The sequence below is a fragment of the Aeromicrobium sp. P5_D10 genome (assembly GCF_054049535.1).
Map to the genome: position 1 here is coordinate 216,079 of NZ_JBFUME010000006.1, position 24,534 is coordinate 240,612.

The 24,534-nt window shown below is 64.3% G+C and carries 26 protein-coding genes; 24 read left to right on the top strand and 2 right to left on the bottom strand.

Features of this window, described 5'->3' with window-relative positions; all coding sequences use genetic code 11:
• Positions 1-9: 9 nt before the first annotated feature.
• The 10 genes from ACXJKC_RS13580 (at position 10) to ACXJKC_RS13625 (ending at position 13,178) form a co-directional block, all read left to right on the top strand.
• Positions 10-2,283 carry a [protein-PII] uridylyltransferase gene (locus ACXJKC_RS13580; RefSeq protein WP_456697266.1) on the top strand — a complete coding sequence of 758 codons (2,274 nt, stop codon included), beginning with the start codon at positions 10-12 and terminating at the stop codon, positions 2,281-2,283.
• Positions 2,284-2,369: 86 nt separating this feature from the next.
• Positions 2,370-3,908, top strand: a complete 1,539-nt coding sequence (ffh, locus tag ACXJKC_RS13585) for a signal recognition particle protein (protein ID WP_456697267.1) — start codon at positions 2,370-2,372, stop codon at positions 3,906-3,908.
• A gap of 58 nt (positions 3,909-3,966) precedes the next feature.
• Complete coding sequence (locus ACXJKC_RS13590; RefSeq protein WP_456697268.1) at positions 3,967-4,482, top strand: gluconokinase; 516 nt, start codon at positions 3,967-3,969, stop codon at positions 4,480-4,482.
• Positions 4,479-5,858 (top strand): GntT/GntP/DsdX family permease, encoded by a 1,380-nt coding sequence (locus ACXJKC_RS13595; protein WP_456697269.1) that lies wholly within the window; start codon positions 4,479-4,481, stop codon positions 5,856-5,858. Before ACXJKC_RS13590 ends, ACXJKC_RS13595 begins: the two co-directional genes overlap by 4 nt.
• 79 nt (positions 5,859-5,937) lie before the next feature.
• Complete coding sequence (locus ACXJKC_RS13600) at positions 5,938-6,966, top strand: hypothetical protein (RefSeq protein ID WP_456697270.1); 1,029 nt, start codon at positions 5,938-5,940, stop codon at positions 6,964-6,966.
• The gene (locus ACXJKC_RS13605; protein WP_456697271.1) at positions 6,963-7,661 is read left to right on the top strand and encodes an ABC transporter ATP-binding protein; all 699 of its coding nucleotides are present in this window, start codon (positions 6,963-6,965) and stop codon (positions 7,659-7,661) included. The genes ACXJKC_RS13600 and ACXJKC_RS13605 overlap by 4 nt, the downstream gene beginning before the upstream one ends.
• Positions 7,658-8,857: an ABC transporter permease gene (locus ACXJKC_RS13610; protein ID WP_456697272.1), complete on the top strand. Its 1,200-nt coding sequence runs from the start codon at positions 7,658-7,660 to the stop codon at positions 8,855-8,857. The genes ACXJKC_RS13605 and ACXJKC_RS13610 overlap by 4 nt, the downstream gene beginning before the upstream one ends.
• Before the next feature lie 64 nt (positions 8,858-8,921).
• A complete protein-coding gene (locus ACXJKC_RS13615; protein ID WP_456697273.1) occupies positions 8,922-10,658 on the top strand; it encodes an ABC transporter ATP-binding protein in 1,737 nt (578 codons plus the stop codon).
• Positions 10,655-12,589 carry an ABC transporter ATP-binding protein gene (locus tag ACXJKC_RS13620; protein WP_456697274.1) on the top strand — a complete coding sequence of 645 codons (1,935 nt, stop codon included), beginning with the start codon at positions 10,655-10,657 and terminating at the stop codon, positions 12,587-12,589. Before ACXJKC_RS13615 ends, ACXJKC_RS13620 begins: the two co-directional genes overlap by 4 nt.
• A 70-nt stretch (positions 12,590-12,659) precedes the next feature.
• Positions 12,660-13,178: a hypothetical protein gene (locus ACXJKC_RS13625; protein ID WP_456697275.1), complete on the top strand. Its 519-nt coding sequence runs from the start codon at positions 12,660-12,662 to the stop codon at positions 13,176-13,178.
• Between the two features lie 82 nt (positions 13,179-13,260).
• On the opposite strand, the gene ACXJKC_RS13630 is transcribed toward ACXJKC_RS13625, so the two are convergent.
• Entirely contained in the window at positions 13,261-13,617 is a 357-nt protein-coding gene (locus tag ACXJKC_RS13630) for an arsenate reductase family protein (protein ID WP_456697276.1), read from the bottom strand.
• Positions 13,618-13,664: 47 nt separating this feature from the next.
• On the opposite strand from ACXJKC_RS13630, the gene ACXJKC_RS13635 reads away from it, so the two are divergent.
• Complete coding sequence (locus ACXJKC_RS13635; RefSeq protein WP_456697277.1) at positions 13,665-14,558, top strand: sterol desaturase family protein; 894 nt, start codon at positions 13,665-13,667, stop codon at positions 14,556-14,558.
• Here the strand turns inward: ACXJKC_RS13635 and ACXJKC_RS13640 are convergent.
• Entirely contained in the window at positions 14,545-14,886 is a 342-nt protein-coding gene (locus ACXJKC_RS13640) for a zinc ribbon domain-containing protein YjdM (RefSeq protein ID WP_456697278.1), read from the bottom strand. The genes ACXJKC_RS13635 and ACXJKC_RS13640 overlap by 14 nt on opposite strands.
• Before the next feature lie 74 nt (positions 14,887-14,960).
• Here ACXJKC_RS13640 and ACXJKC_RS13645 point away from each other — a divergent pair, with 74 nt between their 5' ends.
• The 13 genes from ACXJKC_RS13645 to dprA all read left to right on the top strand — a co-directional run bounded on the left by ACXJKC_RS13645 (position 14,961) and on the right by dprA (position 24,517).
• Positions 14,961-15,380: a VOC family protein gene (locus ACXJKC_RS13645; protein WP_456697279.1), complete on the top strand. Its 420-nt coding sequence runs from the start codon at positions 14,961-14,963 to the stop codon at positions 15,378-15,380.
• Positions 15,381-15,560: 180 nt separating this feature from the next.
• On the top strand, positions 15,561-16,034 hold the full coding sequence (rpsP, locus tag ACXJKC_RS13650; protein ID WP_456697280.1) for a 30S ribosomal protein S16: 474 nt from the start codon (positions 15,561-15,563) through the stop codon (positions 16,032-16,034).
• A gap of 2 nt (positions 16,035-16,036) precedes the next feature.
• Positions 16,037-16,288 carry an RNA-binding protein gene (locus ACXJKC_RS13655; protein WP_456697281.1) on the top strand — a complete coding sequence of 84 codons (252 nt, stop codon included), beginning with the start codon at positions 16,037-16,039 and terminating at the stop codon, positions 16,286-16,288.
• 2 nt (positions 16,289-16,290) lie between these two features.
• Positions 16,291-16,824: a ribosome maturation factor RimM gene (gene rimM, locus ACXJKC_RS13660; RefSeq protein ID WP_456697282.1), complete on the top strand. Its 534-nt coding sequence runs from the start codon at positions 16,291-16,293 to the stop codon at positions 16,822-16,824.
• 1 nt (position 16,825) lies between these two features.
• A complete protein-coding gene (gene trmD, locus ACXJKC_RS13665; protein WP_456697283.1) occupies positions 16,826-17,506 on the top strand; it encodes a tRNA (guanosine(37)-N1)-methyltransferase TrmD in 681 nt (226 codons plus the stop codon).
• A 233-nt stretch (positions 17,507-17,739) separates the two neighbouring features.
• Complete coding sequence (locus ACXJKC_RS13670; protein WP_456697284.1) at positions 17,740-18,960, top strand: ammonium transporter; 1,221 nt, start codon at positions 17,740-17,742, stop codon at positions 18,958-18,960.
• 164 nt (positions 18,961-19,124) lie between these two features.
• Positions 19,125-19,475 (top strand): 50S ribosomal protein L19, encoded by a 351-nt coding sequence (rplS, locus tag ACXJKC_RS13675; RefSeq protein ID WP_456697285.1) that lies wholly within the window; start codon positions 19,125-19,127, stop codon positions 19,473-19,475.
• Positions 19,476-19,629: 154 nt separating this feature from the next.
• Positions 19,630-20,289, top strand: coding sequence for a signal peptidase I (lepB, locus tag ACXJKC_RS13680; RefSeq protein WP_456697286.1), 660 nt, complete (start codon positions 19,630-19,632; stop codon positions 20,287-20,289).
• 46 nt (positions 20,290-20,335) lie between these two features.
• Positions 20,336-21,043 carry a ribonuclease HII gene (locus tag ACXJKC_RS13685; RefSeq protein WP_456697287.1) on the top strand — a complete coding sequence of 236 codons (708 nt, stop codon included), beginning with the start codon at positions 20,336-20,338 and terminating at the stop codon, positions 21,041-21,043.
• The gene (locus ACXJKC_RS13690) at positions 21,033-21,344 is read left to right on the top strand and encodes a DUF2469 domain-containing protein (protein WP_456697288.1); all 312 of its coding nucleotides are present in this window, start codon (positions 21,033-21,035) and stop codon (positions 21,342-21,344) included. Before ACXJKC_RS13685 ends, ACXJKC_RS13690 begins: the two co-directional genes overlap by 11 nt.
• Positions 21,345-21,441: 97 nt before the next feature.
• Positions 21,442-21,804 carry a YraN family protein gene (locus tag ACXJKC_RS13695; protein WP_456697289.1) on the top strand — a complete coding sequence of 121 codons (363 nt, stop codon included), beginning with the start codon at positions 21,442-21,444 and terminating at the stop codon, positions 21,802-21,804.
• A complete protein-coding gene (locus ACXJKC_RS13700) occupies positions 21,804-23,384 on the top strand; it encodes a YifB family Mg chelatase-like AAA ATPase (protein ID WP_456697290.1) in 1,581 nt (526 codons plus the stop codon). The genes ACXJKC_RS13695 and ACXJKC_RS13700 overlap by 1 nt, the downstream gene beginning before the upstream one ends.
• Positions 23,381-24,517, top strand: a complete 1,137-nt coding sequence (gene dprA / locus ACXJKC_RS13705) for a DNA-processing protein DprA (protein ID WP_456697291.1) — start codon at positions 23,381-23,383, stop codon at positions 24,515-24,517. The genes ACXJKC_RS13700 and dprA overlap by 4 nt, the downstream gene beginning before the upstream one ends.
• Positions 24,518-24,534 lie beyond the last annotated feature (17 nt).

Genomic DNA, 24,534 nt, shown 5'->3' on the forward strand with positions numbered 1-24,534 from the left:
GAGCCTGTGATGAGACAAGAACTGGCGCAGCAGCGTAAGGATCGAGCCCTCGAGGCCGACCGGCTGCTGCGCCAGCTCTATGCCAAGGCAGTTCCCCCGAACGGCAACGATCCCCGTGAAGGATCGGGGCTCGCACTCGTGGCGGTCGGCGGATATGGGCGTTCCGAGCTGTCGCCGTTCAGCGACCTCGACGTCGTGCTGCTCCACGATCCGTCGGTCGAGGAATCGGTCGTCCACCAAGTGGCCGAGGCGATCTGGTATCCGCTCTGGAACGAGGGGGTGGCCCTCGACCATTCGGTCCGCGACGCCAACGAGATGCGAGCGGCAGCTCGGTCCGATCACCGCACGGCGATGGGGATGCTGGACGCTCGCGCGGTGGCCGGTGACTCCGGGCTCGTCATGGCACTGCGCTCTCAGGTTCTGGCCGACTGGCGGCGCGATGCCAGAACGAGGGTCGCCGAGGTGCGGGAGGCCCGCCTCACCCGCATCGAGCGTTCCGGCTGGATCGCGCATGCGGCGGTCCCCGACCTCAAGGAGTCCGGGGGAGGACTCCGTGACAGCGTCACGCTGCGGGCCCTCGTGGCGACCTGGCTGATCGATATCCCGCATCGCGAGTCAGAGCTGTTGCGAGCCGAACTGCTCGATGTGCGCGATGCGCTGCATGAAGTGGTCGGACGCCGGATCGAGCGTCTCGACAATGACGTCATCCCTGATATCGCACGGTTTCTGGGCATGGAACCGGATCAACTCGATCTGCACACCCGCCAGATCGGCCGCCGGATCGCCCACCTGGCGGCGCTGGCGTGGCACAAGATCGATGATGCCGTGGCACCTCAGCGCAAGAACACGATCACCGCGACCGGCCCCGTCGTGCAGAGCTTGGACGACGGCGTCGGCTTGCTGGATCGTGAAGTCATCGTGACCCGTGACGCCGATCCGGCCACCGACCCGGAACTGGCATTGCGTGCCGCCGCTGCCGCCGCGCGTAAAGGCCTGCCGCTCAGCCCCGGATCGGCGGCCCGCCTGGCCCGGACGATGGGCGAGCTGCCCGATCCCTGGCCGGCAACGGCGAGACGTCATCTCGTCGACTTGTTGACCGCTGGTGAGGGCCTCATCCCCGTGTGGGAAGAACTCGACTTCGCCGGCGTCGTGGATCGGCTGGTACCCGAGTGGGCGGCGATCCGGCTGCGGGGCTCATCGTCACCCGTGCACCGCTTCACGGTCGATCGGCACAGTGTGGAGACCTGCGTACGTGCCGCGGGGGTCAGGCGTGATGTCGCCAGGCCTGATCTGCTGGCTGTGGCGGCCCTGTTGCACGACATCGGCAAAGGTGTCGCCGGAGATCATTCGACAGAAGGCGAACCCATCGCCGTGCGGATCGCGCGACGCTGGGGATTCAACGACACTGACTCAGCCGTGGTCGGCAAGTTGGTTCGCTGGCACCTGCTGTTGCCGACCATCGCGACCCGCCGCGATATCGAGGACCCGTCGACAGCGGCCAATGTGGCCGAGATCGTCGAAACAGAGGATTTCCTCGATCTGCTCGCGGCATTGACGGCATCGGATGCGCAGTCGACCGGCCCGACAGCATGGACGTCATGGCGTCGGGGCCTGACCGAGGGACTGGTCGCCAAAGTCCGTCAGGTGCTGGACGTCTCGATCAAGACGCCTGACGCCGACAGCTACGAGGGGTGGCCCAGCCACGTCAAGATCCCCGAACGAGGCAAGACCGGCCCGGCCGATTTCGATCTGACGGTCGAGTCGCACCGCGGCGGTTCGTTGTTGACCATCGTCACAGCGGACCGTCCCGGCGTCATGGCCGACCTGGCCGGCGGTCTCGCTCTTGCGGGACTGGGGATCCGCTCGGCCCGCACCGTGACGCTGGGCGATGTGGCCGCCTCTTTGTGGGAAGTGACCCGGTCCGACGTCGATGCGGCCCGCATCCGTGACCGTCTCCGCCCCGCGATGGCCGGCGAGATCGACCTGGCCGGACGCTTCGAGCTGTCCTCGATCCCCGACGAACCGGATGCGCGGGTTCGGCTGTTGGGGCACGTCTCCGAGACCGCGACGGTCGTCGAGGTCAGAGCACATGACCGGCGGGGACTCGTCTGGACCGTGTGCCACGAGATCGCGACACAGGGGCATTCCATCCGTTCGGCCCATATGTCGACGTACGGCGGCGAAGCACGCGATGTGTTCTACGTCGTCGACTCCGCCGGGGGGCCGCTCGACGACGCCGCGGCGGCAGGACTCCGAGCGTCTCTCGTGGCCGTACTGGGCTGAGATAGCCCCACGCGGGTCAGGCCGTTCTCCCCCTCGGATAGAGTTGATCAGACCCCAACCTTCTGCCTGAGGATGACGACAGCCGTATGTTCGACACCCTGCAAGATCGCCTGCAGTCAGCGTTCAAGAACCTGCGCGGCAAGGGGCGACTCTCCGAAGCTGATATCGACTCGGTGGCCCGTGAGATCCGGGTCGCGCTACTCGATGCCGATGTGGCCGTACCCGTCGTGCGGGAGTTCATCGCCAACGTCAAGGAACGCGCCGCCGGCGCCGAGGTGAGCCAAGCGCTCAACCCCGCCCAGCAGGTCATCAAGATCGTCAACGACGAGCTGATCCGCATCCTCGGCGGCGAGACCCGGCGCATCCAGTACGCCAAGAACCCGCCGACTGTCATCATGCTGGCCGGCCTCCAGGGCGCGGGTAAGACGACTCTGGCCGGAAAGCTGGGCTTGTGGCTCAAGGAGCAGGGCAAGTCGCCGATGCTGGTGGCGTGCGATCTGCAGCGGCCCAATGCCGTCACGCAGCTCCAGGTTGTCGGCGAGCAGGCAGGTGTCACGGTCTTCGCCCCCGAGCCCGGAAACGGCGTCGGCGATCCCGTCGAAGTCGCCCGCGCAGGTGTTGCCGAGGCCCGCCGCACACTCCACGACGTCGTGATTGTCGACACTGCCGGACGCCTGGGCATCGACGCCGAGCTGATGCAGCAGGCCGCCGACGTGCGCGCTGCGGTCGATCCCGACGAAGTGCTGTTCGTCATCGACGCGATGATCGGCCAAGATGCCGTCGTCACGGCCGAGGCGTTCCTCGAAGGTGTCGACTTCACCGGTGTCGTACTGACCAAGCTCGACGGCGATGCCCGCGGCGGTGCGGCGCTGTCGGTCCGCTCCATCACGGGCCGACCGATCATGTTCGCGTCGACAGGTGAGAAGCTCACCGACTTCGATGCGTTCCACCCCGACCGCATGGCTGGCCGCATCCTCGACATGGGCGACATGCTGACCCTGATCGAGCAGGCCGAAAAGGCCTTCGATGCCGATCAGGCTGCGCAGGACGCCGAAAAGATCATGGGTGGCTCGTTCACCCTGCAAGACTTCCTCAAGCAGATGGAAGCCCTGTCCAAGATGGGCTCGATGAGCAAGCTCATCGGCATGATGCCCGGCATGGGCGCCATGAAGGAGCAGCTCGCCAACTTCGACGAGCGCGAGGTCGACCGCATCAAGGCGATCATCTTGTCGATGACGCCGGCCGAGCGTGACAACCCCAAGATGATCGATGGCTCGCGTCGCCTGCGCATCTCCAAGGGCTCGGGCACCCAGGTCAAGGACGTCAATCAGCTCGTCGAGCGGTTCTTCGAGGCCCGCAAGATGATGCAGCAGATGGCCAAGGGCGGCGGTGTGCCAGGTATGCCGGGAATGCCTGGAATGCCGGGCATCAGCAAGCGCGCCGGGGCCAAGCAGAAGCCGCAGCAGAAGAAGAAGGGCAAGCGGGTCTCGGGCAATCCGGCCAAGCGTGCCGCGGAGGCCTCAGCCGCTCCGCCGGCGTCCGACGGAGCCAATGCCTTCGGTTTCCCTGGTCAGGGTGGCGCCGCAGATTTCGAGCTTCCCAAAGAGCTCAAGGATCTGATGTAGTCCACGCGGAACTTCGGCTTGACGAGCATCGGGCGCCGCTCGGGCATACAGTCTTGCCATGAGTGCATCGCCGCTGGTCGTTGTCATGGGCATCTCGGGAGTCGGCAAATCGGTGGTGGGCCACGAACTGGCCGATCGGTTCGGGCTCGACTACGCCGACGGTGATGACTTCCATTCCGAAGCCAATATCGCCAAGATGTCGGCCGGAACGCCGCTGACCGACGACGATCGCTGGCCGTGGCTCGCCGATATCGGCACCTGGCTCGCCGCCCACGACGCGGCCGGCGGAGTCATCAGCTGCTCCGCGCTCAAGCGTGCCTATCGTGACGTGCTCACTGCAGCAGCCCCCCGCACGGTGTTCCTTCACCTGACGGGCGACCACGAGCTGATCAAGTCGCGCATGGACCACCGCGAGCACTTCATGCCGTCCTCGCTCCTGACATCGCAGGAGGAGACACTCGAGCCGTTGCAGGACGACGAGCAGGGCTGGGCATTCGACATCACCCCGAGCCCCGCCGAGATCGTCGACGAATTTCTCGGACAGTACGAGCTTTCCCTTGGAGGACACGCATGATCGCGCACCTGGTCAACGCCACCCCCGATCCGGTCAAGGCCGTCGCAGGGACGGGGCAGCTCATCACGGCGGCGCTCATCGGCATCGCGGTGCTCGTCGTGGCGATCACCTTCTTCAAATTGCACCCCTTCTTGGCGCTGATCCTCGGATCGCTGACGGTCGGCGCGATCGCCGGCCGCGAGATGCTCGACGTCGTCGACAGCTTCAGCACGGGCGTGGGTGACACCGTCTCCGGGGTTGGCGTGCTGATCGCGCTCGGTGCGATGTTCGGCAAGCTGCTGGCCGACTCCGGCGGGGCCGACCAGATCGTCGACACGATCGTCGGCCGGTCGAGCCCCCGTATGCTGCCGTGGTCGATGGCGGCGATCGGCGCGATCATCGGCCTGCCGATGTTCTTCGAGATCGGCCTAGTACTGCTGATGCCGGTGATCTTCTTGGTTGCCAAGCGGGCCGAACGGTCGATCATCTCGCTCGGCATCCCGGCGTTGGCAGGTCTGTCGGCGATGCACGGCTTCGTGCCGCCGCATCCCGGGCCGCTCGCCGCGATCGACGCCGTTGACGCGAACCTCGGTCTGACGCTGGGCCTTGGCATCCTCGTCGCGATTCCCACGATTGTCGTCGCGGGTCCGCTCTTCGCCCGGTTCGCCGACAAGTGGGTGCCGGTGCCGGCCGGCGATCTGTTCGACGCGTCGACCGAGAAGCGCGAGCGCCGGCCCAGCTTCGGCGCGACTCTTGCCACGGTCCTGCTCCCGGTCGTGCTGATGATGGGCAAGGCCTTCGGCGATATCGCCCTTGATGACGACACGTTGCCCCGCAAGGTCCTCGACTTCATCGGTGAGCCGTTCGTGGCATTGCTGATCGCGGTCATCGTCGCGATCTTCACGTTCGGCATCGCCACCGGCATGACCAAGGACGACGTGTCCGATGTGCTGAGCAGCTCACTGCCACCCATCGCCGGCATCATCTTGATCGTCGGCGCCGGCGGAGGCTTCAAGCAGACGCTCATCGACACCGGCATCGCAGAGGTCGTCGCCGACTTCGTGCGCGACAGCGGCGTCTCGGTGCTGCTGCTCGCCTGGCTCGTCGCGGTGGTCATCCGGCTCGCGACGGGATCGGCGACGGTGGCGACCATCACGGCAGCAGGCATCATGGCCCCGATCGCCGGCGACCTTGCGAGCGCCGAAGTATCTCTGCTGGTGTTGGCCATCGGTGCCGGTTCGGTGTTCTTCTCCCATGTCAACGACGCCGGCTTCTGGCTCGTCAAGGAGTACTTCGGGCTCTCGGTAGGGCAGACCATCAAGAGCTGGTCGATCATGGAGACGCTCTTGTCGGTCAGCGGATTGATCGTTGTGCTGGGGTTGAACCTGGTGGTCTGACGATGAACCTGCCCGTGTGAGAGGCTGTCACCCCGTAAGGTCTTCGAAGTCAGCTCCCAACAGGCAAGGAACGTCATCCGTGAGAGTTTTCCGCAAGGTCGTGCTGCCTCTTGTGTGGGTGACGATCTTCTCGGTCATCGCCGCGAGCCTTGCCGCGATGGCTTTCGACAGCCCGCCCAAGGCAGAAGGCAGTGGAATCAAACCGACCGGTGAGATTCCTGTCAGTAACGCGAGCGTCGGCCGGGGCACGGTCGAGAACGTCCTGGAGCTGCCAGGCACGATCGTGATCGATCCTGACGTGTCCGCCAAGGCGTCACATGACGGCGTCGTCAACCACTTCTTCCTCCCGGTCGGCGCCAAGGTCAAAAAGGGCGACAACCTATTCCAGCTGAAGTACGAGGAGTCTCAGACCGAAAGCGGCGACGGCGAGGAGGAAGAGGATGCGCCCAAACCCAGGACGCGGTACGTCAACGTCCTCGCGCCGAAGGACGGCAAGATCGCCAGCTTCGCCAAAGAACTCGACGACCAGGTGACCAAGGGCGATGCCGTCGCCTCGATCAGACGGTCGTCGTTCCGGGCGACAGGTTCGATCTCTCCTATCGATCAGTACCGGCTGCTCGACATGCCACGGTCCGCGACTGTCACGATCGAGGGTGGGCCAGAACCGTTCAAGTGCGGCGATCTGTCGCTCGACGGATCGACACCTGACACCTCGGGAGGTGGTGAGGCGGATCCGGCGGAAGAGCCCGAGTTCCAGGAGGGGCCCACCGGTGAAGGCGGCGAAGCCATCAGCTGCCGGGTACCCGAGGACGTCCGCGTCTTCAACGGCTTGTCGATGACCATGATGATCGATGCCGGCTCCGCGGAGGACGTTCTCGTCGTGCCCGTGTCCGCGGTACGCGGTCTGGTCGACTCGGGGACGGTGTGGGTCACCGACGACGGCGAGCCTGCCGAACGCGAGGTCGAACTGGGTCTGAGCGACGGCGACGTCGTCGAGGTCAAGAAGGGCCTCAAAGAGGGCGAGAGCATCCTCGAGTTCGTCCCCGGTGGCGAGGGAGAGTCCGAGTTCGGCGGAGGCGGCTCCATGAGCGAGGCGTACGTCGAGTGACTGTGCTGTTGCAACTCGATGATGTGACCCGGACGGTGCAGTTGAGCGACGAGAGCGATCTTCACATCCTGACCGGAGTCGATCTGACGATCACGGCAGGCGATCACGTGGGGATCATCGGTCGATCAGGTAGCGGGAAGTCGACGCTGCTCAACCTTCTCGGCCTTCTGGACCGTCCGACGACCGGGACGATCGAATGGGCCGGCAATGACACGAGACACCTCTCGGCGCGCAAGGCCGCCCGGATCAGGGGGCGCGACGTCGGATTCGTGTTCCAACAGTTCAATCTGCTGCCCGGCCGCACTGCGCTCGAGAACGTCGCGGCGCCCTTGATGTACGCGCCGGGACGCTGGTTCTGGAATCGCCGGGAGATCGCGGCCACGATGCTCGAACGGGTCGGGCTGGGTGCCCGGATCGACTCGATGCCCGAGAGTCTGTCCGGAGGCGAGCAGCAACGTGTCGCGATAGCGCGTGCGCTCGTACGCGGTCCGAAGATCGTCCTCGCGGATGAACCGACCGGTGCGCTGGATGTGGAGACCGGTGAAGAAGTTATGGCGATGCTCGACGCTGTCACACTCGAGACGGGGTCGGCGCTGATCACGATCACCCACGATGTGGCAATCGCGCAGATGGCCCGTCAACGATTCAGACTCGAGGGCGGCAAGCTGCTCAACCTCACCGAGGTGCCTGCATGACAGGCTTCGCCGCGGCGATCGTCGAGGCCTGGCAGGAACTTCGCATCCACAAGCTGCGAGTCCTGTTGTCGCTGATCGGGGTCGGCGTCGCCGTGTGCTCGCTCACCGCCGCGGTGGCGGTCGGCACGATCGCGCAGCAGGGGCTGGTCGAGCAGTACGAGAAGGAGAGCGGCCGTCCGGCGACATTCTCGATGTATCTGTACAGCGAATCGGGTGAGTCGCTGCCGATCGCGAACACTCGCGCCGTCTTCGCCGAGACGATGGACAAGTTCGGCATCGACTACTTCTCGATGGTCGGCGACTCGATGTTGACGAGCAAACTGGGGGGCAAACGGCGAGATATCAGCGTCCGGATCGTCGATCCGCCATACGCCGACATGTTCCGCAAGGTGCCCGTGCAGGGCCGGTGGCTGAGCCGTCAGGACGCCGACAACTACAGTCCCGCGATCGTGGTGGATGCCCGGTTCCTCAAGGCACGCGGCCTCGGCCCGAACTCTTTGCCGGCGACGGTCAAGCTGCAGGCCGATCGATCGGTCACCGCGACGATCATCGGCCAACTGCCCAAGGACACCAATTCGGACATGCCGACGGTCTACATGCTTCCGGAGACCTACAACAGATGGTTCGGTGCCGGCCAGCCACTCGGCGATGCGAGCTTCCAGATGTGGGTTCCGCCTAAGGGGTCCAAGGCGCTGGGCGCGGCTGTCGAGCAACAACTCAGCTCACGATTCAGCGGTGCACAGATCGAATTCAGTCGCCAGGACTACGCGACGTACGGTGGCGACCAGTTCCGTGAGTTCAAATACGTCGTCGGTGGAATAGGCCTATTGATCCTCGGCCTCGGCGCGCTGAGCCTGCTCAACATCGCCCTCGTCACGATCAAGCAACGGGTTCGCGAGATCGGCATCCGACGCAGTTTCGGCGCCACCTCGGGCCGGATCTTCTTCTCGGTCATGATGGAGAGCATTGTGGCAACCTTGGTCGCCGGCCTGGTCGGGATCGGGGCGGCCGTGGGCATCGTGAACAGTTCACTGATTCGCAAAGAGCTGTTCGACAATGTCACCGACATCCCGGCGTTCCCGATCTCCGCGGCGATCATCGGTCTGCTGGTGTCGCTGGCGGTCGGCGCCCTCGCGGGCCTGCTGCCGGCGCTTGTCGCCGTCCGGGTCAGGATCATCGACGCGATCCGGTTCTGATGCTTCCGAGCACGTCGACCCGCCGGGCTGACGTTCTGTCACATGCTCTGGTTACATTGGACCAATGCTGCTTCCGCTGCTGAGGACTTACCTCGCGCCCTACAAGCGGCCAATCGGCATCGTTCTGTTCTTCCAGCTCGTGCAGACTCTGGCCAATCTCTATCTGCCGGGGCTCAATGCCGACATCATCGACAAGGGCGTCGTCGTCGGCGACACGGGCTTCATCGTGCGCACGGGTCTCATCATGCTGGCCATCACGGTGCTGCAGGTTGTCTGCACGATCGTCGCGGTCTACTACGGTGCCCGCACCGCGATGGCATTGGGCCGCGACCTACGCGCAGGAGTCTTCGGCAAGGTCGAGACGTTCGCGGCACGCGAGATGGCCGAACTGGGTGCTCCTACGCTGATCACTCGTTCGACCAATGACGTCCAGCAAGTCCAGCTCATCGTTTTCATGGCGCTGACATTGCTCGTGACAGCGCCGATCATGTGCTTCGGCGGTATCGTCATGGCGCTGCGGCAAGACGTCGAGCTGTCAGGTCTGCTGCTGCTCGTGATTCCGGCACTCGTCATCTGCATCGGACTGGTGATTCGGCAGATGCGGCCGCTGTTCCGCTTGATGCAGGTCAAGATCGATGGCATCAACGGCGTGATGCGCGAGCAGATCATGGGTATCCGGGTCATCCGCGCCTTCGTCAAAGAGGATCACGAGGCCGAGCGGTTCCGCGACGCCAACCACGCCAACATGGAAGTCGCGATCGCGGTCGGACGCCTCATGGCCATGATGTTCCCGATCGTCATGCTGATCATGAACGTCTCGGTCGTCCTCGCGACCTGGTTCGGTGGTTTCCGCATCAGCAGCGGCGATCTCGACGTCGGCACGTTGACGGCATTTCAGAACTATCTGGTCCAGATCCTGATGTCGGTCATGATGGCGACGTTCATGTTGATGTTGTGGCCGCGCGCCGAGGTCTCGGCCGAACGCATCACGGAGGTCCTGGAGACTGAGCCGAGCGTCCTCGCCCCCGATGGCGCGGTCCAGGTGAGCCTGCAGCGGGGGCATGTCGACATCCGGGGGGCCAGCTTCGCCTTCCCCGGCGCCGAGCAGAACGTGCTGCACGAGATCGACTTGATCGCGAGACCGGGGGAGACCACCGCGATCATCGGTTCGACCGGCAGCGGCAAGTCCACTTTGCTGAGCCTCATCCCGCGGCTGTTCGACGCGACCGGCGGCACGGTCGAGATCGACGGGCACGATGTGCGTACGTTGCGCCCGCAGGATGTGTGGGCCGCCATCGGACTCGTGCCGCAAAGACCGTTCCTGTTCTCCGGCACGGTCGGTTCGAATCTTCGCTACGGCCGGCCCGATGCCACCGACGAGGAAGTCTGGGCCGCACTCGAGATCGCTCAGGCCACTGACTTCGTGACCAAGATGCCCGAGCAGCTTCATGCGCCGATCGCGCAGGGCGGCACGAATGTCTCAGGTGGTCAGCGTCAACGCCTCGCGATCGCCCGCGCGATCATCAAGCGGCCGCAGATCTACTTGTTCGATGACTCGTTCTCTGCTCTCGACTACGGAACCGATGCCGCACTGCGGGCAGCGTTGCGAGAGGTCACTCAGCACTCGGCGGTCGTGATCGTGGCCCAACGGGTTTCCACGATCCGTGGGGCCGACCGCATCGTGGTCCTCGACGAGGGCCGCGTCGTCGGCACCGGAACCCACCCCGTCCTCATGGAGACCTGCGAGGTCTACCGCCAGATCGTCTTGTCGCAGCTGACCCTTGAGGAGGCCTCCGCATGAGCGGGCGGGGACCGGCGATGGCCGGCATGGGTATGCCTCCCGCGCGGGCGAAGGACTTCAAGGGCAGCTTGCGCCGGATGGCCGAGCGACTCCTGCGCGATCGCATGTTGGTGTGGGGTGTCCTGGCCTTCGGTGTCATCGCCACATCGCTGTCGGTCATCGGGCCCAAGGTGCTGGGGCACGCGACCGACATCGTTTTCACCGGCTTTTTGTCCGACAAGTTCCCCGACGGTTCGACCAAAGCCGAGGTCGTGGCGAAGTTGCGGGCGGACGGCGACGACAAATTGGCCTCGTTGGTCGATTCGGTCGACCTTCAGCCGGGCTCGGGCATCGACTTCGAAAATCTCTCGTGGGTGCTCGGTGGCGTTCTGGTGCTGTACCTACTTGCCTCCCTGCTGCAGTGGTTCCAGGGGCGCCTTGCGACGGTAGTCGTCCAGCACACGGTCGCCGATCTACGCGATGACGTCGAGGCCAAGATCAACCGGTTGCCGTTGTCGTACTTCGACCGCACGGAGCGGGGTGAGGTGTTGTCGCGCACGACCAACGACATCGACAACATCGCCCAGTCGTTCCAGCAGACCATGAGTCAGTTGCTCACGTCCCTGCTGATGGTGATCGGCACCCTGGTCATGATGTTCGTCATCTCGCCGCTGCTGTCGCTGGTGGCCTTGGTCACGATTCCCTTGGCGTTGATGATCACTAAGGCCGTGACAAAGCGATCGCAGCCTGAATTCGTCAAGCAGTGGGCCAGCACGGGCCGTCTCAACGGCCATATCGAAGAGGTCTTCACGGGCCACGAGGTTGTGAAGGTCTACGGACGTCAGGCCGAGGCGCGAGCTGAGTTCGACGACCGCAATGACGATGTGTTCTCGGCGTCCTTCAAGGCGCAGTTCATCTCCGGGATCATCCAGCCCGTCATGATGTTCGTCAGCAATATCAACTACGTGTTGGTCGCTGTCATCGGTGGTCTCCGAGTCGCGTCCGGCTCGCTCAGCATCGGAGACGTCCAGGCCTTCATCCAGTACTCGCGTCAATTCACCCAACCGCTGACGCAACTCGCGGCGATGATCCAGGTGCTCCAGTCCGGTGTCGCCTCGGCGGAGCGGGTCTTCGCGCTGCTCGATGAACCCGAGGAAAGCCCAGACCGGGCGAATGCGCCGTTCCCCGATCCGGTGCGGGGCCGAGTCGTGTTCGAAGACGTCTCGTTCTCCTACAAGAGCGACGAACCGCTGATCGATCACCTCGATCTCGTGGCAGAACCGGGCCAGACCATCGCGATCGTCGGCCCCACAGGTGCGGGCAAGACAACGTTGACGAACCTCGTGTTGCGGTTCTACGACGTGCAATCGGGGCGTATCACGCTCGACGGTGTCGATATAGCACACATGGATCGCGGCCTGCTGCGTCGAAACTTCGGCGTCGTGCTCCAGGACACCTGGCTGTTCGGCGGGACGATTCGCGAGAACATCGCCTACGGGGCCGACGACGCGACCGAGGAGCAGATCATCGCGGCGTCCGAGGCTGCTTTCGTCGATCACTTCGTCCGAACGCTGCCCGATGGTTACGACACCGTGATCGAGGACGAAGGCACCAACGTCAGTGCCGGTCAGCGGCAGCTTCTGACGATCGCCAGGGCCTTTCTGGCCGATCCGTCGATCCTGGTCCTCGACGAGGCCACGAGCTCGGTCGACACCCGCACCGAGTCGCTGGTTCAGGGGGCGATGGAGCAGCTCCGCTCCGGCCGCACGTCCTTTGTCATCGCTCACCGGCTGTCCACGATCCGCGATGCCGATCACATCGTGGTCATGGAGGACGGCCATATCGTCGAGCAGGGCACCCACGACTCCCTGCGCGTGGCGGGTGGTGCCTACGAGCGGCTGTACTCGGCTCAGTTCGCAGCGCCGGCCACCGGAAATCCCATGACGATGTGACAGTGGGTCTCATCATCCCGCGAGGGCCTACTAGGCTGACTCCACATTCATCTCACCAGCAGGAGAACACATGGGATTCATGGACAAGCTTGTCTCGAAGCTGACCCCGGCTCCACCGGACTATGCCGGCGAAATCAACGCGGTGCTGCCGGACGGCGACCGGTATGTGGTTCACTGCCAGGTCATCCCGAGTGCGTACGAGCGCGGCGGAGCGTCTGGATCTGGCGCCAACAAACTGCTGAGCAAGGCCGTCGACGCGGCGTCCAACGCCGTCTCGGGGTCACGGCACACCGGGGGAGACGAAGGGTCGATCGCTCACGGACTGCCGCGTGAGTCAGATCTGCGCGTTCTCGTGATCAGCGAACAGGCGATCTCGCTGTGGGACTTCGGCTACACCGGCACCCAGCTACCGGCTGAGCACGTTGCGACGGTCGCGCGCAAGGACATCAAGTCGTTCGTCGATACCGGCAAGAAGGCGCAGGGCGGCGTACCCGTCGCACGCATCACGTTCGTCGATGACTCGTTCTTCGACTACCGGCTCGTCAACAAGCCTGACACCGACTTCTGGAACGTCGCCGCTCAGCTTTGACCGTGGCGACGAGGAATCGGGTTTCGTCCGCGACGTTGCAGATAGAACCCGATTCCTTCGTCCCCACGGGCGGGACGTGTGCTCAGGCGGACAAGAAAGCTGCGACGCGGTCCTTCGGACGGCCGATGATCGCCCGATCGCCGCGGATCAGCACGGGACGCTGCATCAGACGTGGATGTTCGATCAGAAGATCGGCGACCGCTTCGGGTGTCGTGTAGTCGTCGGGGTTGAGTTCAAGGCCCTTGAAGAAACCGTCCTTGCGCACCAGGTCGGCGGCCGGATCTTCAAGCTTGCCGATCAGATCCAGAAGTTCCGCGCGGGTCAGCGGCTTCTTGAGGTACTGGACGATATGCGGCTCGATGCCCGCCGCGCCGGCCTCGTCGAGGGCATGGCGCGAGGTCGAACAGGCGGAGTTGTGCAGGACAGTCAGCTCAGGCATATGCCGATCCTAGGACTGTGACCTGCATCGCATGCGACGATGGCCCGATGTGGGAGGCCTTTTCGCACAATCTGCAGGATCCGGCGGGCGCCGCGATCCCTTTCTTCCTGCTTTTCATGGTGCTCGAAATGGCCATGGTCAGGCGCGAGGAGCGGGAGGACCGCGAGAGCACTGGCATGGGTTACCTCAAGGAGGACACCCGTTCGAGCCTGACGATGTTCGCGTTGTCGCTGCTGTATTCGGCTGTTTTCCGCACGGCAGCGTTCTTGCTCTACACAGCTCTGTACGTCCACCTGGCGCCCTGGCATCTCTCGGCGAGTAATCCGTGGACCTGGGTCGGTGTGCTGCTCGGCGTGGATCTGCTCTGGTACACGTATCACCGCTTCTCGCACCGGGTGAGGATCGGCTGGGCCGGCCATCAGGCGCATCACTCCAGCATCTACTTCAACTTCTCCACCGCGCTGCGACAGAAGTGGAATCAGTGGTTCGAAGTTCTCATTTGGATTCCCTTGCCGCTGCTGGGCGTTCCGCCCTGGATGGTCTACTTCGTGTTCTCGATCAACCTGATCTGGCAGTTCCACCTGCACACCGAGCGTGTCGGTCGACTCTGGCGATGGTGGGAATTCGTGTTCAACACGCCATCGCATCATCGCGTCCATCACGGGTCGGACCCGATCTACCTCGACCGCAACTACGGCGGCATGCTGATCATCTGGGACCGGATGTTCGGGTCATTCCAGACCGAGCTACATCGTCCGACGTACGGACTGACCTATCCCGTGGATACGTACAACGTCTTCTCGTTGCAGTACGGCGAGTACAAGAGGATCTGGCAGGACATGCGGAGAACCCGCCGCATCAGGACCAAGCTCGGGTACGTCTTCGGGCCGCCGGGTTGGGCGCCGAAGCAGCGCAATGGGGTCGAGGCTAAGCCTTCTTGACCACGCTCGACTTGAGTTGCATCGGCCCGAACCCCGGTACCTTGCAGTCGATGTCGTGATCGCCGACGCCGTCGATCAGCCGGATCCCGCGCACCTTGGTGCCGACCTTGATCGCCTGCGACTGCCCCTTGACCTTGAGGTCCTTGATCACCGTGACAGTGTCGCCGTCGGCCAAGGGGGTGCCGAACGCGTCCTTGATGACGAGCTCGGCGGCGATCTCGCCGGCGTCGGTCGCGGACCATTCGAAAGCGCACTCGGGGCACACCAGCAAGGCGCCCATCTCGTAGGTGTAGGCGCTGGAGCAGGACGGGCAGGCGGGAAGATTCACGAGCAAAGGCTAGCTGGTGGCTTTTGTCAGTCCCCGGGACCAGAATGCGAAAAGGACCCTATCGAGGAGCAGACATGGCATCGACACTCAACCCCTACATCTCATTTCGTGGCCAAGCGCGTCAGGCGATGCAGTTCTATCAGTCGGTTCTCGGCGGTGAGCTGGCCTCCAACACATTCGCGGAGTTCCAGGCCGCAACCGATCCGGCGGAGAACGACAACATCATGCACTCCCAGCTTGTGACGCCGGCAGGATTCACATTGATGGGCGCCGATGTCCCTGCTGCAATGGAGCTCAAGGACGGCCACTCGATCACGATCTCGCTCAGCGGTGACGATGAGGACGAACTCCGCGGCTACTGGGACGGATTGTCCGAAGGAGCGACAATCGGAGTGCCGTTGGAACAGGCGCCCTGGGGTGACACCTTCGGCATGCTGACTGATCAATTCGGTGTGGGCTGGATGGTCAATATCGCCGGATCGCCGCCCGCGTGAGCTGGAAGTGGGACCGAATTGGAGCCCGCGCATGAGTTCTGGCAGAATAGGCCCTTGCGTCCGGTAGACGCGGGGACCCTCTCAGCCCTACGACCACCGGCCCACAGATTTCGTCGGTCGTGTCCCCACGCGATACCGGCAGGTCAACCACACACATACATCTGAGGAGACACCACACTCGTGGCAGTCAAGATTCGCCTGAAGCGCATGGGCAAGATCCGTACCCCGTTCTACCGCATCGTCGTCGCCGACTCGCGCACCAAGCGCGACGGACGCGTCATCGAGGAGATCGGCACGTACAACCCCAAGGCAGAGCCGTCGATCATCAAGGTCGACGGAGAGCGTGCACAGTACTGGCTCGGAGTCGGCGCACAGCCGACCGAGGCCGTTGCCGCGCTGCTGAAGATCACCGGTGACATCGGTGGCAAGAACACCATGAAGTTCGCCGAGGAGAAGCGCTCGAAGGAAGAGATCTTCCAGGAAGCGTTGAAGGACCTCCACGCCGAGCCGAAGGCCGCGGCCGTCACCAAGAAGGCTGACAAGAAGGCCGAAAAGGCTGCTGTTGAGCCCAAGGCCGAAGAAGCAAAGGCCGAAGAGGCTCCTGCTGAAGAGGCCAAGGCTGAAGAGCCCGCCGCTGACGAGGCCAAGGCCTGATCGTGGCCGCCCCCCTCATCGAGGTCATCGAACATCTCGTCTCCGGCATCGTCGACCATCCTGACGATGTCAACGTCCGCGCCAAGCAGACGCGCGGAGGCGATCTGTTCGAGGTCCGGGTCAATCCCGAAGATCTCGGCAAGGTCATCGGTCGTCAAGGTCGTACGGCCACTGCCATCCGCAAGGTCGCGGGTGCGATCGCCGGACGTGGCGGCGCTCGTATCGACTTCGTGGACGTCGATCGCCGCAACTGACGATGCATGTCGTCATCGGCCGTATCGGCCGAGCTCACGGGATTCGCGGTGAGCTGAACGTTGACATTCGCACAGACGAGCCCGAGCGGCGTTTCGCTCCGGGCTCGTCTGTTGTGTGTGGGTCGCGCACCCTGACCGTTGCGAAGGCCCGTCATCACAGCGGCCGCCTGGTCGTCTCCTTTGTAGAGATACCCGACCGCAATGCGGCCGAAGCCCTGCACGGCACAGTCCTCGAGGCAGTCGTCGATCCTGAGGAAGTGCCCGAGGATCCCGATGAGTTCTACGATCACCAGCTGGTCGGACTCCAGGTCCGCAGCGGTGCAGACGTCGTCGGCACCGTCACCGGACTCGTGCACCTGCCCTATCAGGACACCCTGACCGTCGAGATCGACGGGCGCGAGGTGTTCATCCCGTTCGTGACCGAGCTCGTCCCGGTCGTCGACATACGCGGCGGCTTCGTCACGGTCGCCGATGTGCCAGGACTGCTCGACCCGTCGGAGGCCGAGAACGCTGCCGCCGACCTCGCGGACGAGTGACATGAGGATCGACGTCGTCTCGATCTTCCCGGCCTATCTCGACGCATTGCAGCTTTCGCTGGCCGGTAAGGCCCAGTCATCGGGCCTTCTCGAGATAGCCGCCCATGATCTGCGTGACTTCACCCGCGACAAGCACCGCAGTGTCGACGACACGCCGTACGGTGGCGGCGCGGGAATGGTCATGAAGGCCGAGCCGTGGGGCGAGGCGCTCGACACGCTGGCAGCCGATGAGACCGTGATCGTCGTCCCGACCCCGTCCGGCACGCAGTTCACCCAGCGCGTCGCCGAACGTCTCAGCGGCCAATCGCATCTGCTGTTCGCCTGCGGGCGCTACGAAGGCATCGACCAGCGCGTCATCGATGAGGCAGGCTCGCGCTGGCGGGTCGAAGAACTCTCGCTCGGTGACTTCGTCCTGAACGGGGGAGAGGTCGCGGCGTTGGCGATGATCGAGGCCGTCGTCCGTCTCATCCCGGGGTTCATGGGCAATCCCGACTCGCTGGTCGAGGAATCGCACGGCGACGATGGCTTGCTCGAATACCCCGTGTACACCAAGCCCGCGACGTGGCGGGGTCGTGACGTTCCGGAGATCCTGCGTTCGGGCAATCACGCCGCTATCGCTGCCTGGCGACGGGAACAGGCCGTCGAACGTACCCGCGAGCGGCGCCCTGATCTGCTGTCCTGAGCCGCCGCCAACGACCCTGGAGCGGTGCACTAGCGTCCACCCGCGCCCATAGCGTGGACGCTGGCGCACCGCCGCAGGAAGGGCGCGTGACGTGAAGTTAACCCCGGCGCCCGGCACGTAACCTCCGCGCAATCTCGGGGCAAGATGCCCCACATCAACCTCCGCGAGGATTCAGGTGCTTGCAGCAAAGCTGCTGCGATGACACCTGTTTCTCCACACGTGAAGAGGTAATGATGGAACCGGGAACTATCTGGCTACTGCTCTGCGCAGCGCTTGTCCTGTTCATGACGCCAGGCCTGGCGTTCTTCTACGGCGGATTGGTCAAGGCCAAGAGCGTCATCTCGATGATGATGCTGAGCTTCGGCGCGATGGGCCTGGTGTTCGTGCTGTGGATCCTGTTCGGATTCAACATGGGCTCGAACGGTGATGACCTGATCGACGGAGTGCTGGCGAACCCGTTCTCAGACTTCGGCCTGGCCGACATGGCCGCGAACAACCCGGCCGGTCTCGCGGGTGTCGCGTTCGGATCGACGTTCGCGGTCATCACGACAGCGCTGATCTCCGGCGCGGTCGCCGACCGGGCCAGGTTCGTCCCGTGGATGGTGTTCGCCGGTCTGTGGGCCACGTTGGTCTACTTCCCCTCACAGGGCTGGGTCTGGGGCCTCGACGGCGATGGAAATCTGACCGGCTGGATCGGCAAGTTCGGCTTCGGCGACGCGGCCGTCATCGACTGGGCCGGCGGAACAGTCGTGCACATCAGTGCAGGCGCAGCTGCCTTGGCCGTCGCTCTGGTACTGGGGCGGCGCACCAACTTCAGCAAGGAACTCAACCGCCCGCACAACGTCCCTCTGGTGCTGATCGGGGCCGCGATCTTGTGGTTCGGCTGGTTCGGCTTCAACGCCGGCGCGGCCACTGAGGACGGCACGGGGAGCCTCATCTTCATCAACACGATCGCCGCTCCCGCAGCAGGAATCCTCGGCTTCATCGTCATGGAGCACTTCAAGGACGGCAAGGCCACGGCCGTCGGTGCAGCGTCCGGTGCTGTTGCCGGGCTGGTGGCCATCACGCCGGCATGTGCCAATCTGACTCCGGGTTGGTCGATCGTCCTGGGTCTGCTCGCGGGCGTCATCTGCGCCTACGCGATCGATCTGAAGTACAAGCTCGGCTATGACGACTCGCTCGACGTTGTCGGACTTCACCTCGTGGCAGGCCTGCTCGGCTGCCTGTATCTGGGCTTCTTCGCAACCGACACGGGACTGTTCACAGGCGGGAACCTCGACCAACTGCTGACCCAGATCGTCCCGGTGGGCGTCGTCATGGCGTATTCGTTCATCGTCGCGTATGGCCTGGCCAAGGCGATCGATGCGCTGTTGGGCTTCCGGGTGACCGCGGAGGATGAGATCGCCGGCATCGATCCGGTCCTGCACGGTTCGCAGGGCTACGCGCTCGACTGAACTGTTTGGGGGAGCGATTTCGTCGGCGTGTAGCCCGTATGGCAACATTGACCCTTGGCGCAGGACGGATCTGCCACAGGGGAGCCGTCGTCGATCGCCGCAAGAACCCTAGACATTCATTCCCATTCCGTGGGTGGCCTGTGGCACCAGCGAGGAGTAGAACTATGACCAACATCATCGATCAGATCGCCAGCGAGTCGCTGCGCACTGACCTCCCGACGTTCCGTGCGGGCGACACGCTCGACGTGCACGTCAAGGTCATCGAGGGCAGCCGCTCGCGTATCCAGGTCTTCAAGGGCGTCTGCATCAAGATCCAGGGATCCGGTGTCGGCCGTACGTTCACGGTCCGCAAGGTCAGCTTCGGCGTGGGTGTGGAGCGTACGTTCCCGCTGCACACTCCGGTCATCGACCACATCGATGTCCTGATCCGCGGCGACGTGCGTCGTGCGAAGCTCTACTACCTGCGTAACCTGCGCGGCAAGGCCGCCAAGATCAAGGAGAAGCGCGACATCTGAGTCGTCCGCTCCTGTTCAACGCGCTCCTCGATGCCTGGCATCGGGGAGCGCGTTGGGCATTTCCGGACGGCGATCCGGGATAAAAATCCTGATCCATCAAGTTCATCGTCGGACTGCGCCGCGCAACGTTGCGGTCAACGGCTAGGCTCACCGGGTGACTGACAAGAAACGGCAACTCCCTGTCTGGCAGGAGTCGATCCTTCTGGTCGCCACTGCCTTGGTGATGGCAGTAGTCGTCAAGACATTCTTCCTCCAGGCGTTCTACATCCCGTCCGAGTCGATGGAACCCACGATGCTTGTCAACGACAAGATCTTGGTGCAGAAGGTCTCGTACTGGGCCGGCGACGTCAAGCGCGGCGATGTCGTGGTGTTCGACGATCCGGGAGGCTGGCTGGGCGAGGGTGACTCGCGAAAGGCCAGCAACTTCGTCCAGAGCGCTTTGGAGAAGGTTGGCCTCTTCCCGACCGGCGGTCATCTCATCAAGCGGGTCATCGGCGTCGGCGGCGACACGGTCAAGTGCTGCACCGATGGGAAGCTGACGGTCAACGGCGTCAAGCTCGACGAGCCGTATGTGCAGGACGAGGCCATCACCGAGGACCGCAAGTTCGAGGTCAAGGTGCGAGACGGTTACCTGTGGGTCATGGGTGACAACCGCGGCAACTCCTCGGACTCGCGTGCCCACATGGGAGATCCCGGTGGAGGACAGGTCTCGGTCGACGATGTCGTCGGCAAGGCGTGGCTCCGTGTGTGGCCCCTCGGCCGAGCAGGCTTCATCCACAAGCCTTCGACGTTCGAAGCTGTCAACGACAAGTGATCGTGGCATGACTCCAGCTGCTCCTACGCTTCGGATCGAGAGGCGCATGTTGCGGTCGGGCCTGTCTGCCCTGGCCGGTTGCGATGAGGTGGGTCGAGGCGCTCTCAGCGGGCCCGCCACAGCCGCCATGGTCGTGGTGACGGCTGACAGCTCACCGGCACCGGCCGGCGTCCGTGACAGCAAGTTGCTCTCGGCGGCGGCGCGACACGCCCTCGTGCCGCGTATCCAGCGTTGGGCTGCTGCCTGGGGCGTGGGTCACGCGTCCCCGGCCGAGATCGACGAGTTCGGGATCGTGCCCGCGCTGCGGCTTGCCGCACATCGAGCTTTGGCCTCACTCGACATCGTGCCCGACACCGTGCTGCTGGACGGTAACCACGACTATCTCAGCTACCCCGATCAGACCGCCCTGCTGGAGCCTCCTCGGGTCCTGACCGCCGTCCCACCGGTCGTGACGATGGTCAAGGCCGATCTACGATGCGCTGCGGTCGCCGCAGCCAGCATTCTGGCCAAGACCGCGAGAGACACACTGATGCTTGATCTGGCGACCCAGTACCCGCAGTACGGCTGGGACCAGAACAAGGGCTATGCGAGTTCCACGCACCTCGATGCGTTGCGGGTCCACGGCCCGTGCGAGCAGCATCGTCGTAGTTGGCGACTTCCGGGGCTGACGTCCGACGATGCGAACAGCCTCGACACAGAGCTGCAGCATGGAGTGCCAGAAACTCTGTCTGTAGCCTTGCCGCATGAGTTCTGAGGATCTGGAGCGGTACGAGTCGGAGATGGAGCTCGCGCTCTATCGCGAGTACCGAGATGTCGTGTCGATCTTCAAGTACGTCGTCGAGACCGATCGCCGCTTCTACCTGTGCAATGCGGTTGACGTGAAGGTGCGCTCGGAGACCGGTGATGCTTACTTCGAGGTGTCGATGAATGATGCCTGGGTGTGGGACATCTATCGACCGGCCCGCTTCGCCAAGAACGTCAAGGTCCTGACGTTCAAGGACGTCAACGTCGAGGAGTTGCAGGACTCCGACTTCAAGGTGCCCGGCGCCGAGTGACGGTGGTCCGTCCACAGCACGAGCTCATCGACGGATGTGTCCACAGGACGTGACTGGCCGCTGGTGAGCGGCTCGGCGTCCGACGAAGCTCGTAGGTATGACCTATGAGCGCAATAAGGCTGTTGGCCGGTATGGCGAGCGGGTAGCCGCCGATCACCTGAGGTCCATCGGCCTGGTCGTCTTGGCGACCAACTGGACCTGCAAATTCGGCGAGATCGATATCGTCGCCCGTGACGGATCGACATTGGTGATCTGCGAGGTCAAGACGCGCACGTCACATCGCCACGGCGGACCGTTTGAGGCAATCACGGGTCAGAAGGCCGCGCGACTACGGCGCCTGGCCACGCAATGGCTCCAAGTGCACGATATTTCGCCGCCCAGCCTGCGGATCGACGTCATCTCGGTCGTGGTACCGCCCCAAGGTGGTCCCGTGGTCGAGCGGATCTGTGGGGTGGCCTGATGGCGGCCGCGACCCACTCAGTGACACTCGACGGACTGAGTGGGCGTCCCATCGAGGTCGAGGCCGATATCGGCGGGGGACTGCCCACGACAGTGTTGGTGAGCCTGGCCGACACGATGGTCAGCGAGGCGCGCGATCGTTGTCGCGCGGCGGTGTCCAACTCCGGCACTACCTGGCCCGATCAGCGCGTCACGATCAACCTGGCGCCCTCGACGTTGCCGAAATCTGGTTCCCACTACGACCTCGCGATCGCGCTCGCGGTGTTTGCCGCCAAGAAGCTGGTCCCCAGTGAGGCACTCGCCGACACCGCGTTCCTCGGCGAACTGGCGCTCGACGGTCGATTGCGGGCGATTCGCGGTGTGTTGCCCGCGACGATTGCTGCGGCCGAGGCAGGCTTCGACCGGGTGTTCGTGCCCGAAGTGAACGTCCCCGAAGCGGAGCTGGTCGACGGAATCGATGTGGTGGGAGTTCGCTCCCTGAGGCAGACCGTGGCTCTGTTGACCGGAGCCGAGGAACCCGATGATCCGCCGGTGCCGCCGCTGGACGATATCGCCGCGATCTCCTGGACCTCGGCCGACCGGTTGGCGCGGCTCGACCTGGCCGATATCGCCGGTCAGGAGGACTCCCGGCTTGCGGTGTTGGTAGCTGCCGCAGGAGGGCACCATCTGTTGATGACAGGACCGCCCGGGATCGGCAAGACGATGCTGGCCCAGCGTCTGCCTGGGCTATTGCCCGATCTGACCCATGAACAATCACTGGCGGTCAGCGCCGTGCATTCTGTGGCCGGTGTGCTGCCTAACACTTCGCCATTGCTGGTCCGGCCGCCGTTCCTCGACCCGCATCACACAGCGAGTGCGGTCTCGATCGTGGGAGGTGGCAGCAAGCTCATCAGGCCCGGCGCGCTGAGCCTGGCCCATCATGGCGTGTTGTTCCTCGATGAGGCACCCGAGTTCGCATCCAACGTGCTCGAGGCGCTTCGGCAGCCGATGGAAAGCGGTCATGTCGTGGTTTCCCGCGCGGCGATGACAGCGGCTTTCCCGGCTCGATTCCAACTGATCCTTGCTGCCAATCCCTGCCCGTGTGGGCTCAGTTCGACCGTGGCAGATCAGTGTCGATGCACTCCGCTGATGCGTCGCAGGTATGCAGATCGGCTTTCGGGACCGATCCGTGACCGCATCGACATCCACCGATCTCTGACGGGCCTTAGCCGCCCAGAGCTGGTGACGGCGTTGGCCGGATCGCGTTCCACCGCCGACCTCGCGTCAGTCGTGCTCGACGCCCGTGACCGCCAACTCCGACGATTCGCCGGCACACCGTGGCGGGTCAACAGCGACGTTCCGGGCGTCGAGATGCGCAAGCACTGGCCGGTCGATGAGAAAGGACGCGTTCTGCTCGACCGGCAATTGCGCACTAACAAGCTCAACCCACGCTCTGTCGATCGCATTCAGCGGCTGGCGTGGAGCGTCGCCGACCTCACCGGCCACGGCACGCCTACCGGCGACGATGTCGAGACCGCGTTGTCGCTTCGACGCGGCACACCTCTTGGCGGTGCCTTGCGCGATCTGGTGCAGACCTCGTGACGCGTCATGCTCGGCTGGCGCTGAGTCTTGTGGTCGAGCCCGGTGATGCCCGATTGCGTGACCTGCTGCTGAACCACGAACCCGACCGCATCGTGGTGGCCATGAGAGGCGGCGCCGGACTGCCCGACGTGCGCCTGCCTGAAGTGTGGCTCGAGCGGGCCGCAAAGCTCGACGACCTGGTCGACGGCGCATTGAGCCGAGCCGAGACTGCCGGCCTGCGCTGGATCTGCCCCGGCGATCGCGAATGGCCCACACAGCTCGATGACCTCGACCACGTCTCACCCCTGCAGGCCTCGGCAGGCGCACCCGTCGGATTGTGGGCACGCGGTGCAGGCACCCTCGCCGCGCTGTGCGACCGGGCGGTCGCGATCGTCGGCGCGAGGGACTGTACGACCTACGGTGCCGAATGCGCATCCGAGCTCGGTGCCGATCTCACGGATGCCGGTTGGACCGTGGTCAGTGGCGCGGCCTACGGAATCGACGCCTGCGCGCATCGTGGGGCGATGTCCTTGGGACGACCGACTGTCGCGGTGCTGGCCTGCGGCGCCGACGTCGACTATCCGCGTTCGCACTCGGCGCTCCTGACACGTATCGCCGAGGACGGACTTGTCGTCAGCGAGCACGCGCCGGGGGACACCCCGCACAAACGTCGATTCTTGTCGCGCAACCGCATTATCGCCGGGCTTACCGCCGGCACGGTGGTGGTCGAGGCTGCGGTGCGCAGCGGTTCGCTTAATACGCTCAACTGGGCCGATCAGATGGGGCGGGTGACGATGGGAGTCCCAGGGCCGGTGACCTCCAAGGCCTCAGGCGGTGTGCATGCCTGTCTGCGCGAAGGCCGCGCGATTCTGGTGACCCATGGCGCCCAGGTCATCGAGGAACTCAGCGGGCTGGGCGCGCCGCCAGCGCCGTCTGAGGTCGTCACGACAGAGTTCGACCGGTTGCCGATGATGATGCGGGCGACGCTGGAGGGCCTCCACTGGAGTCGGACGCGTTCATTGCTGGAACTCGCCGATGAGATCCGACTCGAAGCCAGGGAGGTGCGCGATGCCTTAGCCCTGCTCGAACGGCAGGGATTGGCCGCTCGTCAGGGGGCGGGTTGGATATTGGCTCGGCGCGCCGACACGGCCTGATCGTCTAGGCGCACGAC

Excerpts from the sequence above, each read along its gene's own strand:
- ACXJKC_RS13580 (WP_456697266.1), top strand. The coding sequence starts at position 10 with ATGAGACAAGAACTGGCGCAGCAGCGTAAGGATCGAGCCCTCGAGGCC.
- ffh (WP_456697267.1), top strand. The coding sequence starts at position 2,370 with ATGTTCGACACCCTGCAAGATCGCCTGCAGTCAGCGTTCAAGAACCTG.
- ACXJKC_RS13590 (WP_456697268.1), top strand. The coding sequence starts at position 3,967 with ATGAGTGCATCGCCGCTGGTCGTTGTCATGGGCATCTCGGGAGTCGGC.
- ACXJKC_RS13595 (WP_456697269.1), top strand. The coding sequence starts at position 4,479 with ATGATCGCGCACCTGGTCAACGCCACCCCCGATCCGGTCAAGGCCGTC.
- ACXJKC_RS13610 (WP_456697272.1), top strand. The coding sequence starts at position 7,658 with ATGACAGGCTTCGCCGCGGCGATCGTCGAGGCCTGGCAGGAACTTCGC.
- ACXJKC_RS13615 (WP_456697273.1), top strand. The coding sequence starts at position 8,922 with ATGCTGCTTCCGCTGCTGAGGACTTACCTCGCGCCCTACAAGCGGCCA.
- ACXJKC_RS13620 (WP_456697274.1), top strand. The coding sequence starts at position 10,655 with ATGAGCGGGCGGGGACCGGCGATGGCCGGCATGGGTATGCCTCCCGCG.
- ACXJKC_RS13625 (WP_456697275.1), top strand. The coding sequence starts at position 12,660 with ATGGGATTCATGGACAAGCTTGTCTCGAAGCTGACCCCGGCTCCACCG.
- ACXJKC_RS13630 (WP_456697276.1), bottom strand. The coding sequence starts at position 13,617 with ATGCCTGAGCTGACTGTCCTGCACAACTCCGCCTGTTCGACCTCGCGC.
- ACXJKC_RS13635 (WP_456697277.1), top strand. The coding sequence starts at position 13,665 with ATGTGGGAGGCCTTTTCGCACAATCTGCAGGATCCGGCGGGCGCCGCG.
- ACXJKC_RS13645 (WP_456697279.1), top strand. The coding sequence starts at position 14,961 with ATGGCATCGACACTCAACCCCTACATCTCATTTCGTGGCCAAGCGCGT.
- rimM (WP_456697282.1), top strand. The coding sequence starts at position 16,291 with ATGCATGTCGTCATCGGCCGTATCGGCCGAGCTCACGGGATTCGCGGT.
- trmD (WP_456697283.1), top strand. The coding sequence starts at position 16,826 with ATGAGGATCGACGTCGTCTCGATCTTCCCGGCCTATCTCGACGCATTG.
- ACXJKC_RS13670 (WP_456697284.1), top strand. The coding sequence starts at position 17,740 with ATGGAACCGGGAACTATCTGGCTACTGCTCTGCGCAGCGCTTGTCCTG.
- rplS (WP_456697285.1), top strand. The coding sequence starts at position 19,125 with ATGACCAACATCATCGATCAGATCGCCAGCGAGTCGCTGCGCACTGAC.
- ACXJKC_RS13685 (WP_456697287.1), top strand. The coding sequence starts at position 20,336 with ATGTTGCGGTCGGGCCTGTCTGCCCTGGCCGGTTGCGATGAGGTGGGT.
- ACXJKC_RS13690 (WP_456697288.1), top strand. The coding sequence starts at position 21,033 with ATGAGTTCTGAGGATCTGGAGCGGTACGAGTCGGAGATGGAGCTCGCG.
- ACXJKC_RS13695 (WP_456697289.1), top strand. The coding sequence starts at position 21,442 with ATGACCTATGAGCGCAATAAGGCTGTTGGCCGGTATGGCGAGCGGGTA.
- ACXJKC_RS13700 (WP_456697290.1), top strand. The coding sequence starts at position 21,804 with ATGGCGGCCGCGACCCACTCAGTGACACTCGACGGACTGAGTGGGCGT.